Annotated in this window: 12 protein-coding genes; 8 read left to right on the forward strand and 4 right to left on the reverse strand. The window is 69.1% G+C overall.

Features of this window, described 5'->3' with window-relative positions; all coding sequences use genetic code 11:
• Positions 1 to 78: 78 nt before the first annotated feature.
• Positions 79 to 876, reverse strand: a complete 798-nt coding sequence (locus ACFYU9_RS23950; protein WP_389345933.1) for an IclR family transcriptional regulator — start codon at positions 874 to 876, stop codon at positions 79 to 81.
• 11 nt (positions 877 to 887) lie between these two features.
• On the opposite strand from ACFYU9_RS23950, the gene ACFYU9_RS23955 reads away from it, so the two are divergent.
• Positions 888 to 1,013 (forward strand): hypothetical protein, encoded by a 126-nt coding sequence (locus tag ACFYU9_RS23955; RefSeq protein ID WP_389346243.1) that lies wholly within the window; start codon positions 888 to 890, stop codon positions 1,011 to 1,013.
• Positions 1,014 to 1,651: 638 nt separating this feature from the next.
• Here the strand turns inward: ACFYU9_RS23955 and ACFYU9_RS23960 are convergent.
• A complete protein-coding gene (locus ACFYU9_RS23960) occupies positions 1,652 to 2,404 on the reverse strand; it encodes an HNH endonuclease (RefSeq protein WP_389345934.1) in 753 nt (250 codons plus the stop codon).
• A 1,318-nt stretch (positions 2,405 to 3,722) separates the two neighbouring features.
• Between ACFYU9_RS23960 and ACFYU9_RS23965 the strand changes: the two genes are divergently transcribed.
• From ACFYU9_RS23965 to ACFYU9_RS23995, 7 genes are all read left to right on the forward strand, one after another.
• The gene (locus ACFYU9_RS23965) at positions 3,723 to 4,001 is read left to right on the forward strand and encodes a hypothetical protein (RefSeq protein WP_389345935.1); all 279 of its coding nucleotides are present in this window, start codon (positions 3,723 to 3,725) and stop codon (positions 3,999 to 4,001) included.
• A gap of 115 nt (positions 4,002 to 4,116) precedes the next feature.
• On the forward strand, positions 4,117 to 4,779 hold the full coding sequence (locus tag ACFYU9_RS23970; RefSeq protein ID WP_389345936.1) for an HAD-IA family hydrolase: 663 nt from the start codon (positions 4,117 to 4,119) through the stop codon (positions 4,777 to 4,779).
• Between the two features lie 90 nt (positions 4,780 to 4,869).
• On the forward strand, positions 4,870 to 6,072 hold the full coding sequence (locus ACFYU9_RS23975) for a helix-turn-helix domain-containing protein (RefSeq protein WP_389345937.1): 1,203 nt from the start codon (positions 4,870 to 4,872) through the stop codon (positions 6,070 to 6,072).
• Positions 6,073 to 6,265: 193 nt separating this feature from the next.
• The gene (locus tag ACFYU9_RS23980) at positions 6,266 to 6,712 is read left to right on the forward strand and encodes a hypothetical protein (protein ID WP_389345938.1); all 447 of its coding nucleotides are present in this window, start codon (positions 6,266 to 6,268) and stop codon (positions 6,710 to 6,712) included.
• The gene (locus ACFYU9_RS23985; protein WP_389345939.1) at positions 6,709 to 6,903 is read left to right on the forward strand and encodes a hypothetical protein; all 195 of its coding nucleotides are present in this window, start codon (positions 6,709 to 6,711) and stop codon (positions 6,901 to 6,903) included. The genes ACFYU9_RS23980 and ACFYU9_RS23985 overlap by 4 nt, the downstream gene beginning before the upstream one ends.
• Positions 6,904 to 6,968: 65 nt before the next feature.
• Positions 6,969 to 7,856 (forward strand): glycosyltransferase family 8 protein, encoded by an 888-nt coding sequence (locus tag ACFYU9_RS23990; protein ID WP_389345940.1) that lies wholly within the window; start codon positions 6,969 to 6,971, stop codon positions 7,854 to 7,856.
• A gap of 493 nt (positions 7,857 to 8,349) precedes the next feature.
• Positions 8,350 to 9,318, forward strand: coding sequence for an esterase/lipase family protein (locus ACFYU9_RS23995; protein WP_389345941.1), 969 nt, complete (start codon positions 8,350 to 8,352; stop codon positions 9,316 to 9,318).
• Positions 9,319 to 9,341: 23 nt separating this feature from the next.
• On the opposite strand, the gene ACFYU9_RS24000 is transcribed toward ACFYU9_RS23995, so the two are convergent.
• Together ACFYU9_RS24000 and ACFYU9_RS24005 are read right to left on the reverse strand one after the other, a co-directional pair.
• The gene (locus ACFYU9_RS24000; RefSeq protein ID WP_389211570.1) at positions 9,342 to 10,058 is read right to left on the reverse strand and encodes a flavodoxin family protein; all 717 of its coding nucleotides are present in this window, start codon (positions 10,056 to 10,058) and stop codon (positions 9,342 to 9,344) included.
• A gap of 371 nt (positions 10,059 to 10,429) precedes the next feature.
• Positions 10,430 to 11,914 (reverse strand): hydrolase, encoded by a 1,485-nt coding sequence (locus ACFYU9_RS24005; protein WP_389211572.1) that lies wholly within the window; start codon positions 11,912 to 11,914, stop codon positions 10,430 to 10,432.
• Positions 11,915 to 12,075: the final 161 nt, after the last annotated feature.

Below are 12,075 nucleotides of genomic sequence, written 5' to 3' on the forward strand. Positions count from 1 at the left end.
ACGCTCCGGTGCGCTGCCGCACCGGGAATCGTGCGTCACTCCCGGGCGAGCGGCGCCCTCCCGTACACCGGGGGAGTCTCAGCCCACGTAGCCCATCCGGTGGCTGATCTCCTCGGCGCCCCGGACCAGCAGGGGCGCGAGCTCGTGGATGCGCTCCTCGGTGAAGCGGTACGCGGGGCCGGAGGCGCTGAGGGCGGCGAGGGTCTCGCCGCCCTGGGAACGGATCGGGGCCGCGACGGCGTGCAGTCCGATCTCGAACTCCTCCAGCGTCACCGCGTACCCGCGCTCCCGCGCCTCGGCGAGGTTCTTCTCCAGCCTGGTCCTGGCGGTCAGGGTGTGCGGCGTCAGCTTCCGCAACCCGGATGCGGCGAGCACGCCGGCGCGCTCCTTCGTCGGCAGATGGGCGAGCAGGATCTTGCCGCTGGAGGTCGCGTGTACCGGGATGAGCTGCCCGGCCCAGTTGTGCGTGCCGACCGCACCCGGGCCGCGTGCCTGGTAGAGGTTGACCGCGTAATGCTCCTGCAGGACGGCGATGCCGACGGTCTCGCCGATCTCCTCGCTGAGTCGCTCGCACACCGGCCGGCCCTGCTGTGTGATGTCGAGACGGCCCGTGACCGCCCCCGCCAGACGCACGAGCCCGAAGCCCAGCCGGTACTTGCCCCGATCGGCCGCCTGCTCGACCAGGCCGCGCGCCTCCAGCGCCCCGAGCAGGCGGAACGCGGTCGACTTGTGGACGTCGATCTCGGCGGCCACCTCGCTGACGCCCGCCTCACCACGCCGGGCGAGGATCTCCAGGACGCTGACGGCACGGTCGACGGACTGCACCCCGTTCGCTCCGGGAGCCTGCGTTTCGCCATATGCGGAGTGGTTGCCCATGGCGCAACTATATGCAAGGCCGTATCGTCCAGCCCCACGAGGAGTCCTCCCTGGCCGTCTCGGCCTTCGACCTGTTCTCGATGACGCACCACGTGGAGTGCGTGGCGATCCTGGAGCCGGCGAAGAAGGACGCCTGACCTGGGGTTTTGCGGGTGCGCGGTATGTGCGGTGTGGGCTTTACGGGCGATATCTTGACGCTGAGATGACGCTCGTGACGCTCGTTCTGATGGGGTGTCAGTCCAGGGCTGGGTCGCCCAGGTAGTTCCCCTCCCCGTCCTGCTGACTACGCAAGGCGTCTTCTACGTCCACTGGGTGGCGCTGGGCGTTGTGGCGGCTCCCTTACGGCTGAGAGCTTCGTCCCGCGTGTGTTCGGATGCCGCACGCGCTCCTCTACGAGCCCTCGGTCGTTCACGACCGCTGCTCATGCTGCGACCGAACTCGGCATCGTGCTCCTTCCCGGTTTCACCGAGGGGTTGTGGGCAGCGGTCGGACGTGATGGTGCGACGGGCAGGCCTCAGGAGCCGGATAGCAGCGCCGTGACCGCGGATTGAACGAGTTGGGCCGCCGCGAGGACGCTGGGGATGGCTCCGGGCCGACCGCGCTGAAGATCAGGGGCGGACACAGAGGGCCGTCATCTTCAGGCCGAATCGAGTGCTTGGGGGCGGTCAGCGGCCATCCCTGAACTTCCTCCGAAGCTTGGGAGTCGGACACGCGGTCCCACGTGCCGGCTGTGCCACTCCTCCGATTGTCATTGAGGGGCGATGGATTCCCGGCCTCAGCTGCGCTGCGGTGGAATGCTCGGGTTGGTGTTCGAGGCCGTATGGCTGTTGCTCAGCATCCCGTTGTGGCGCTCCCGGAGGTGGCGGAGGAGGAGGGTCGCCGTGAGGTCTCCAATGGACATGTCGGACTCGAACGCGGCCTGGCTGATCGCGGCGTACTCGCTGCGGCCGATGATCACGCCGCTTACAGTCCGCGAGTCCGGGTGCCGCCATCCGCAGCAGATGCGCCGGGTGCAGACACCGGACTCAGAAGGATCGACACTCGGCGACGTCCAAGGCAGGTGAGGGTACCGAGCCAGTGTCTTCCTACATGCTTCGAGGTGGCGCCAGATGTCGTCCTTGTTCTTGTAGCGGGCCTCCCCAAAGTGGTGCCGGAACCAGTCTCGGCGATCGGGGTCGGCGATTTCGCGGCGTACTCGCTCGATGCGTGTCTCGAACCCGGCGAACATGCGGAGAGGCATCTTGCGCGTGTCGAACCCGTCGCGGGGGTGCTGCCGGTGGAGCTTCTGGTCGATGAGCCACTCCATCGTGCTGCGCCCACGCTTCCAATCGTTGCAGGGCTTGCATGCCGGGAGGAAGTTCCACCACACGTCGGCGCCATTGCCAGCTACGGGCTGCTCGTGATCGAGAGTCGTCGATGGCCTGACAGCGCAATAGGTACACGAACCCTCATTCGCGGCGAGGCTCATCAGCCAGATGTACACAGCCTGCTTCGTCCGGCTGCCCCTGGGCAGGGTGGCGTCCGTCATCACCTTCTCCTTGCGTTGCTCGGTGCGAGGAGTGGCACGCTACTCGGCGGCACTGACAATGGGTGATCACGGAACTACTGTTCGTATTGGGGTATCCAGTTCACTTTGATGCGGCGTGCGCCTGGTGTTGGGCGAGGCGTGTTTCTGGCCTTGGTGATCCTCCGGGCTGTCGCATCGTCCATAGAGGGGCAGGCTGTCCGCCTCCCAAAGCCTCCGGCGTTGGAGGTGAGCGACTCGTGAGCGGGCTTTCCTGACCCGACCTGGGTGGCGGTTGCGATGTCCTGAAAGCGTTGTTGGTGCCAGCTACCCGTCCGCTGGCGACACCACAGACGAAGCGGTCGTTCCGCTCCTCCGCGCAGCGACGCCACGGCTGTCAGAGTCATCCGGAAGACTGTTCGTCGTGAAGTCGTTTCTCGTGGTGGTAGTTGGATTCGCAGTGCTCTTTGCGTTAACCGCTCTGTTCTCCTACGTGCCTTTGCGTACATGGTGGCGCCGGCGCGTACTTGAGCCCCTCGATCGGCGGCTGGTCCAGGAGATCAAGCGCCGAAGGAGCGTCCTGGCGGACCGGCACGCAGAAGTGCTCCTGGCCGAGGCCCGGGAGGTGCTTCCGGACGTTGTGGTGGGCCAGGTCCCGTCAGGTCACGGGCTGCCTCCCGTGTGGGTGGTGCGATGGTGGTACGCGGCCCAGATCGCCATTCCTGTCTACCTGGCGAGCTTGGCTTCGTTCGCGTTCGTCGTGTGGAATGCCGGTGCGATCTTCCTCCGGGAGCCCCGTGCGAACCGTCCGGTAAGGAACGGACGCAATCCGTTGGGCGACGTGGTCGACAGAGTCCTCGCACTACCTGGAGCCGTTCGTGACTGGGAAGGTCCCGCCGAAGCCTTCCAGGCAGTGCGCGGAATCCTGGTGGTTCTGGTCCTTCTGCTAGCCCTGCCTCTCATCCGTCGGGTGAGCGCGGCGCTTTCGCACAGCCCGGAACGGCGCCGCCGACGCGAACTGGCCGAGAGAAAGGCGCGGGGCGGCGGTGACTATCTGCGGTGCTGGCCTGCAGTGGTCCTGGTGGTTGCCGCAGTTCAATGTGCTCAGGCGCAGAGGCGGTGGCGCACTGGACGCCCTGGGGGTGATGTCCCCCGCGTCTCGCTCAAAGCAGCGGAGAGTGTCATTTGGCGCGCGCCCCACACTCGGCGTGGCGACGTGCGAAGACATCACGAACGCGTCGTCAGCGAACATACGGCTCGGGTAGTAGGTGCGCTCCGCAGGGCTGAGGCTCGGCAGGACACCGACCCTGAACAGGCGTTGCGAGAACTCACGGTGCTGTTGGTGACGATCGCGGAACGCTATGCCGAAGGGCGAGTCGGCCAGCTGCTCGACGAAGACCAAATAGGTGACGCTGAACCGGTTGTGCCTCGTGAGCGCCTAAGACTTGTGGTGGTGGGTTTCCTGGTTGTTCTCGCCATGGCGGGTGCGTCGTTGGCGGGCCTTCCGGAGGCGGCTCTCGTGGCGCTGCTCCCTGTGGTCGCGATCGGGGTGGCCATCGGGGTCAACCGAGGGAAGGTTCCTACGCCAGGCCAGCTGACAGACTTGATCATCCCTCGTTGATCCTGCGCCTCGCTGCTTGGTTGGGAGGGGCGCCTGGTCTGAGAGGGAGAACACGTTTGTCCCGCCAGCGCGGTAGCGTCCCCCATGAGACCGATCGCGTAAGGACGGATACCGCATGTCGCACACCACTGTCACGCCGAACGGGCATGAGCAGCGCGGCCTGATCCTCGACTTCGCCGGGGTGCTCACCGCTAGTCCCATCGCCGTACACCGTGCCTGGTGTGTGTCCGAGCGACTGGAGCCGGGCGCGTGGCGTGCCACTCTCAACGATCACCCCGAAGGCCAGCGGCTTTATGCGGCGCTGGAGATCGGGGAGATCGGGCAGGCTGAGTGGAACGAGGGGACGGCGGTCCTGCTGGGTGAGCACGTGGACCCCGTGAACCTGATGGGGCGGGCCTGGGCCGAGGTGCCTCCGGCGCGTCGGATGATCGCGCTCGCCCGGGCCGCGCGGGCTGCCGGGCATCGGCTCGCGCTGCTGTCGAACAGCTTCGGGCTCGACCCGTTCAACCCGTACGAGCACGTGGGTATCTGGGACCTCTTCGACGTGCACGTCGTGTCCGAGCTGGAGGGGTTGGCGAAGCCGGCCCCGGCGATCTACCGGCTGGCCCTGGAGCGGATCGGGTTGCCTGCCGAGCGGTGTGTGTTCGTGGACGATCACGAGGTGAACCTGCCGCCGGCTGCCGAGCTGGGCATCACGACCGTTCACCTCACCGACGAGGACAGGGCGGTGGCGGAGCTGGAGGCTCTTCTCGGCGTCACGGCTGTGCTCACGGTCTGAGCGTCAACTGCCGCCTGGCCGAAGACGGTCCACCGCCGCGTTTCTGTGAGTACTGTCCGTGTGGGGCCCATCACGCGGAGGTTCTGGAGCATGCAGTGGTCGGAGTACACCACCTCTGAGCGCCTGAAGGCGCTGCGCGGTGCCATGACACAGGAGCAGTTAGCGGAGGCCGCCGGTGTGTCCGTCGGCGTCGTCCGCAAGCTCGAACGCGGAGGGACGGCTTCCCTGCCGTCGCTGCTGTCGATCGCCGACGCGCTCGGTACGGACATCGCCGTGCTCCTCGGGCAGCAGGCGCCGCGCCGGTCCATGGACCGCGACGAGCGGGCCGCGCTGCGCCTGGTCTCCGCGGCTACCCACGACGCTGCCATCGGCATCCCCGCCGATGTCGAGCCGGGCAGCGTCGAAGAGCTTCGAGCGGTCGTTCGTCGCGCGGACGCCGCCTACTGGGAAGGGCGGTACACCGAGCTCGGCACCCTCCTCGGACGGCTCCTCCCAGAGGCTCGGGCCAGGTTCGATAACGCCGGCCTCGACGATCGTGAGGCCGCCGCCGGCATCCTGATCGACACCTTCCAGACCGCGGGTATGGCTGCCAACGTGCTCGGCTCGCGGGACCTGGCGTACGCGGCGCTGACGTACGGGCGGCAGATCGCCGTTCAGAGCGGGGACGAGCTGCACGACGCCCATCTCGCCGCCACGACCGCATGGGTCAACCTCCGCGATGGGCGCACCAAGCAGGGCTTCCTCCTCGCAGCGGCTCAGGCCGATCGGATCGAGCCCAAGATGAGCGAGCACGACCCGGACCGGCTCAGCGTCTATGGTCAGCTGGTCACGAACGCCGCCGTCGCCGCCTCCCGGGGCGGGGCCAGCGCGGACCATGCCCGCGAGTATCTCTCCCAGGCGCACGCCGTCGCCGCCCGCATCGGAGACGAACACGCCCGCGGCTCGCATGCCCAGCCGTACGGGCCGATGTACGCCGCCACGCAGGCGATGAGTATCGCGGTGGCGCTCGGCGACACAGGTGGCGCTCTGCGCCTCATGGACACCGTCCGCCTGGACGCCAGCGTGCCGCTGGCCACCCGAGCCCGCTTTGGCTTGGACGTCGCTCTCACCCAGGTGGAATGCCGGCGGTGGGAGCCCGCGGCCGACACCCTCCAAGCGGTGTGCGAGACGGCTCCCGGCTGGGTGCGCCACCAGATGCTTCCCGGCGTCATCATCAGCAGGCTCGCCGGCGTGTCCGTCAACCGGCTGCGCGGGCTCGCCAACTCCGCAGGCGTCCCGCTTGGGGTGCGCTGAGGGACGGGTCGCAGTACCACGGTCCGTAGTAGTTCCGCGGGCGCCGCCAGCGTGATTGCTACGGGCCGTGTCAGCCCTACGGCGGAGTCCGCATCTGCTGCCACGGGACGTGGCAGCCGAGCCCGGTACGAGGTTCCTCCGCTGCGACGGGCCATGCCTGGGCCCGAGCCTCGCAAGCCAGCAGCCTGGAGGCATGCCGAAGAACCCGCCCGGCGGTCTCGGGCACGTGCCCGTTGCCGTCTACTCCTGCGCCCCGTCCTCCACTGCTCTTGGCGAGAGCGAGGAGCGTGGCCGCTACTACGCCGACGCCCGGCACTGGCACGTCGCCGGGGCCTGGTCCGACTCCGACCCGGCGCTGCCGCTCGCTGAGCGGCCGGGGTGGCAGGCGGTCACGGCCGCTCTGTCCGCCGGGATGATCCGGGGCGTTGTCGCCAGCGCGGCGGCCCATGTCGCCTCCGACGCGGCCCAGTTCGCGGCCCTCGGCGTGCTCCTCCGCGATCGGGGAGGGTTCCTCGCGGACGCGTCGAGCGGCACCCCGGCCCGCCGTACGCCCGGTCAGGACCGACGCCGCCGCGACCTCGCGGACGCGGCGTCCGGCTGGTTCACCCAGACCGAAGCACCCGAGGAGGGCACCTCGTGACCGCCCGGCGCGCGTGGGTCGGCGACCTCGTCAGGGACGGAAACGGACGGCGGGCGATCGTCACCGACGTCCGTGCCGGCGGCACCGTGTGGGTGCTGCGGCCACCGGCCGGAGGCGGGCCCTACTGGGAGACCGACGACCCCGACAGCCTCAAGGTCCTCGCCCCCTCCGGCGGCGAGAACAACCGGTGAGTTTCCGCGCTCACCGCCCCGTCCCTCACTCCCTTCCGTGCACCACGCCTGAAAGGCGATGTCCCGTGTACGCGTTCGGTCTCTGCATCGACCAGCAGTACCTCGTTCCCGGCCTCGCCGCGATCGCGGGCCTGGCCGACAGCCTCACCCCCGTCGCCCGCCGCGATGCGGCGGTTCGGGTGCTCACCCTCGACCTCGCCCCGGCGCAGGCCCTGCTCCTCTCCAACCTCGCCAAGCGGACCGGCTTCGGCTCCTTCGACCTCCGCCGCTGCGCCCCGCTGCGCGCCTCGCGCATGGCGGACGCCGCGTACATCACCGTCACCACCTACCTGCGGTTCGAGTTCACGCCCGACTTCGTCCGCCGGCCCTACCTGATCTACGTGGACGCGGACGTGCTCGTCCGCGGAGACATCACCGACCCACTCGACTCCCTCGTGGAGGACGAGATCGGTGCCGTACGTGACGAGTTCAACCCGGCCATAGGGGAGTGCCCGGCGCTGCCCGGTGCCGCCGAACGCTGGCCCCACCTGCGCGGCCGCCCCTACTTCAACGCCGGAGTCCTCTGGACCCGCACCGGCCACATGCCCGTCGTCCGCAAGGGCGTCGAGCACGCGCTCATCCACGGCCGCCGCCACATCCTCCATAACGACCAGGACGCCCTGAACCTGTGGCTCCTGCACTCCGGCCGCGTGCGGCCGGCCGCCGCCGGGCTCAACAGGTTCGAGACCGGCCGGTTCCTGGAGCGGGGCAACTGGGTGCGGCGGGTCGTCACCCGGTCGCTCAGGCCGGACCCGGCCGCTGCCCTCGTGCACTTCGTCGGGCCCGAAAAGCCCTGGCAGCCCGACTGCCCCGTCACCGAGGACGTGGCCGAGTACCGGCGGCACCTGGCGGTCACCCTTCGGCACGTCCGCCGCCTGGGTGCCTTCGGGGCGGAACCGGCAGGTGCGGGGTGAGCGCGACGAACGTACCCGCGGCAGTCGCGCGGGCCGCCCTCGGTCTCGTGGGAGTTCCGGTTCGTGCCGCACACCGCCTGTCGACACGGTCGAGGACGGTCGTGTACCGGGCCTTCCTCGCCGACGGCCGGAGCGTGGTCATCAAGCTGCCTGTCGGCGAGATATGTACGGGAAGACGGGACGCCGTCCCGACGCGTGCCCGGAGACGCCGATCCTGGTGACAAGCCGTTGTGGCGGTCGGCTGCCGTGACGCTCGTTTGACGCTCTGGGCTCTGGCAAGCGGGACTGGGAGGCCGAAAGGACTTTCGGGGGCTCACCCAGGCCGGCATCTTTTCGATCGGCACCGGCCCTCGTGTGGGCCTCGGGCAAGGCGTGCCGGGGTGCCGTGCGAAGAGTCCGATCCGGCCATCTCGCTCGTAGTGCTGTCGAACCGATCACCCCTCTTGGATACTGCCGCTGTCCAATCGACGGAGATGCTTCTCTAGGGGGACTCGTGAGACGAGCCGTCTCGCACATACCCGGATACGCCGGCGCCGTCTGTGCCGCCGCCGCGGCCACGGTCCTGGCCACCTCCACCTCCGCGGCAGCGGAGACGGGCCCCGGGCAGGACAATTTCCTGCCCGCCATGGTCCATTCCATCCTCCACCTCGACATCGATCCGCCGGGTGCCAACGACTGGAACTGCCGTCCCGGCGCCGCCCACCCGCGTCCGGTCGTCCTGGTCCACGGCACCTACGAGAACCGGTACAACAACTGGGCCCGCATGTCCCCCGAGCTGAAGGCGCAGGGCTACTGCGTCTACGCCCTCGACTACGGCGACACCGACGACGCCGCGGTGGCTCTCGCTCCCACCGTCAAGGGCTACGGAGACATCAGGGAGTCCTCCAAGGAGCTGGCCGCCTTCGTGGACAAGGTGCTCGCCGCCAGCGGCTCCGACCAGGTCGACCTGGTCGGCCACTCCCAGGGCGGGACCCTGGCCCGCTGGTACCTCAAGGCGGACGGCGGCGCCAACCCGGCCGACCCCTCGAAGAACAAGGTCAAGAAGGTCGTCCAGCTCGGCGCGACCAACCACGGCACCACCATGAGTGGCATCTCGACTCTCGCCGACAAGCTCGGGATTCTGGAACCCGGGCAGGTGTCCGTGGGAAAGGCGGGCGTCCAGCAGTACGAGAGGTCCGACTTCATCAAGGAGCTCAACGCCGACGGCGACACCGTTCCCGGGGTCGACTACACCGTGATCGCCACGAAGTACGACGAGATCACCACGCCCTGGCAGAGCACGTTCATGACGGCGGGCTCCGGAGCAACGGTGCAGAACGTCACCTTGCAGGAAGGCTGCCCGGTCGACCTCTCCGCCCATCTGAGCATGTCGTACAGCCCGCGCGCGATCGGACTGGTCGAACGGGCCCTGGACCCCTCAGCCCCGGCAGCTCCCTGTGAGCTGAGGGCGCCGGCCTTCTGATCCTCCGGCGTTCCGGCCGGAGCTCAACGGTGTTCGGGGTTGTCGAAGTCGAAGCGGCAGCCGGCATCCCATTCGGAGCGCTGGTTGCCGTACGCCGGGATGCCGCCGGCGTCCTTGAGCATCCGGGCGAGGTGCAGCATGTTCCACGTCATGAACGTGGTGTTGCGGTTGGTGAAGTCGTTTTCCGGGCCACCCGAGCCCTCGTCCAGGTACGACGGGCCGGGGCCGGCCGGGCCGACCCAGCCGGCGTCCGCCTGCGGCGGGATCACGTACCCCAGGTGCTGCAGGCTGTAGATCACGTTCATCGCGCAGTGCTTGGCGCCGTCCTCGTTGCCGGTGATCAGGCAGCCTCCGACCCGGCCGTAGTAGGCGTACTGGCCACGATCGTTGAGGATCGACGAGCAGGCGTACAGACGCTCGATCACCTTCTTCATGACCGAGGAGTTGTCTCCCAGCCAGACGGGTCCGGCCAAGGTGAGGATGTCTGCGGCCATCACCTTCGAGTAGATGACGGGCCACTCGTCGGTCTCCCACCCGTGCTCGGTCATGTCGGGCCACACACCGGTCGCGAGGTCGATATCCACCGCTCGGAGCACCTCGACCGCGACGCCCTGGCGCTCCATGATCCCGGTGCTGATGTCGATCAGACCCTGGGTGTGGCTGCGCTCCGGCGACCGCTTGAGCGTGCAGTTGATCACCAGGGCGCGCAGATCACGGTAGGACGTGCCGGTGTCGGTCATCGATGCGTCCCCTTGCGGACGAGTGGGCGGTCGGGCGGCGCGACACCCGGCTGCCGACGTCGACAGGGCCCCGGGTCGGTCCGGCCGGAGATCCCGTCCACTGTCTCGACTCGTCGGGCGGAACGATCGAATGCCACGCCAACGATCACGGAGCCGGCCACCCGATCACCCACGTGGCCCACACCGATGAGCAGGTGTCCCCGGCCCGGATCGGCCCGCACAGCGCCAGGATGTCCGCGGACCTCACCTGCTCTGGGCGCCGTCCGGCTCCTCGCAAGGCCGGGTGACGTTCCCGGCCTCGCGAGGAGCGCGCCGCGCGGGCCGGCGCGGCGCGCCCGGATACGTGGGACGCGGATCGGCCGGCGGCGCGGTCAGCCGACCGTGACCGAGGCGTCGTCGATCACGAAGGAGGTCTGCAGCGTGGAGCCCTCCGTGCCGGTGAACCGCAGCGTGACGGTCTGCCCGGCGTACGCGCCCAGGTTGAAGCTGCGCTGCACGTAGCCGCTCGACTTGTTGAGGTTGGAGTACGTCGCCAGCGTGGACAGGACCGCGCCGGAGCCGTCCACGACCTCGACCTTGAGCTTGTCGTACGCCGTGGTCGTGGTGGTCTCGGCGGTGTCGATCCGGGTGTAGAAGCCGAGCGTGGCCGTGGTGCAGCCGGCCGGGATCGTCACCGTCTGGGACAGCGTGTCGGTGTGCGCGGAGCCGTAGCCGCTCAGCCACGCCTTGTAGGAGCCGGTGCGGGCCGGGCGCGCCGGGTCGTTGGTGATGACGCCCGAGGTGCCGCTCCAGTCGGTGTCGCCGGACTCGAAGCCCGGGTTGGCGAGGAGCTGGCCCGCGGTGCAGGTGGTGCCGCCACCGCCGCCACCGCCGCCGGTGGTGGCCTTGGAGAGCCAGTCGGTGGCGTTCAGGGCGAGGGCCGCGTTGGTGCCGGCGGGGTCGTTCCAGCCGTCGAACAGGGTGTTCCCGGGCTGGCCGGTGCCGTCGTCGATGGGTGAGCTGTCGCCCCAGATCGCGACCCGGCCGCTGCCGAAGGTGCTGGTCGCGAAGAAGGCGCCGGTGTTGCCGGAGTAGCCGGTGCGGTAGATCAGACCCTTGACGGACGGGTTGTCGGCCGGCTTGAGGGTGGCGGTGGTGCCGTTGCGGATGATGCTGCCGGTCACCTTGCCGAAGCCGCCGTTGAGCACCGGGTCGGTGGTGTCGGCGATCGCCCTCGGGTTGTCGGTCTGGATGTTCAGCACGTCGAGGCTGAAGCCGAACGGGTCGGTGTTGTCGACGCCGTTGTCGCTCATCAGGTCGTTGATGATGGCGAGGGCGTCCCAGCCGTCGTTGTTGCGGTCGGCCACGGTGTGGTCGGAGACCAGGAAGAGGCCGCCGCCGTTCTGCACGAACTTCATGACCGCGGTCTTCTCGGCCGCGCTGAGCCGGACGTTGGGCTCGGGCAGCACGAAGGTGTCGAAGTTCGACAGGTCCGTCGCGGCGGTGGTGCCGTAGGTGATGGTCCCGCCGTTCGGCAGCGTCTTGAGCGAGTAGCGACCGGTCTTCTGCAGCGCCACGCCCCAGGCGGAGATGGCGCCGGTCCAGTCGGTCTCGGCCGAGGGGGACGGGTTCTGGGTGAGCGGGTCGGGCTGGCCGGTGCCGATGATCCAGTCGGCGTTTCCGGCGGTCTCCGCCTTGGAGTTGTCGAAGAGCACGCGCAGCGGCGTGGTGGTGGCGGTCGTCGCGGCCGTGGCGGCCGTGGCGTCCGGCGCGGCGGCCGCGGGGGCGCTGAGCGCGGGGGCGGCAGCGGCGGCGAGCAGAGCGCCACAGGCGGTGAGCGTGGCGAAGCGGCGGTGGGACCTGCTGAGTCCGGGCATCCGTCAGACCTCCGTGAGGGGTGAGGGGGAAGGCGGTGCGGGTGTCGATTCTGCGCGCGTAGAACGTCGGGGATCGGACGCCAGGCGCACGCGCTGTTGAACCGTACATGACGAGAAGGGGTTGCGGAACGGCCGGATCCGAGCGCCAATTCGCGTGTCGA

The organism is Streptomyces sp. NPDC004327, assembly GCF_042873935.1.
Lineage (GTDB): Bacteria > Actinomycetota > Actinomycetes > Streptomycetales > Streptomycetaceae > Streptomyces.

Excerpts from the sequence above, each read along its gene's own strand:
- ACFYU9_RS23950 (WP_389345933.1), bottom strand. The coding sequence starts at position 876 with ATGGGCAACCACTCCGCATATGGCGAAACGCAGGCTCCCGGAGCGAAC.
- ACFYU9_RS23955 (WP_389346243.1), top strand. The coding sequence starts at position 888 with ATGCAAGGCCGTATCGTCCAGCCCCACGAGGAGTCCTCCCTGGCCGTC.
- ACFYU9_RS23960 (WP_389345934.1), bottom strand. The coding sequence starts at position 2,404 with ATGACGGACGCCACCCTGCCCAGGGGCAGCCGGACGAAGCAGGCTGTG.
- ACFYU9_RS23970 (WP_389345936.1), top strand. The coding sequence starts at position 4,117 with ATGTCGCACACCACTGTCACGCCGAACGGGCATGAGCAGCGCGGCCTG.
- ACFYU9_RS23975 (WP_389345937.1), top strand. The coding sequence starts at position 4,870 with ATGCAGTGGTCGGAGTACACCACCTCTGAGCGCCTGAAGGCGCTGCGC.
- ACFYU9_RS23980 (WP_389345938.1), top strand. The coding sequence starts at position 6,266 with ATGCCGAAGAACCCGCCCGGCGGTCTCGGGCACGTGCCCGTTGCCGTC.
- ACFYU9_RS24000 (WP_389211570.1), bottom strand. The coding sequence starts at position 10,058 with ATGACCGACACCGGCACGTCCTACCGTGATCTGCGCGCCCTGGTGATC.
- ACFYU9_RS24005 (WP_389211572.1), bottom strand. The coding sequence starts at position 11,914 with ATGCCCGGACTCAGCAGGTCCCACCGCCGCTTCGCCACGCTCACCGCC.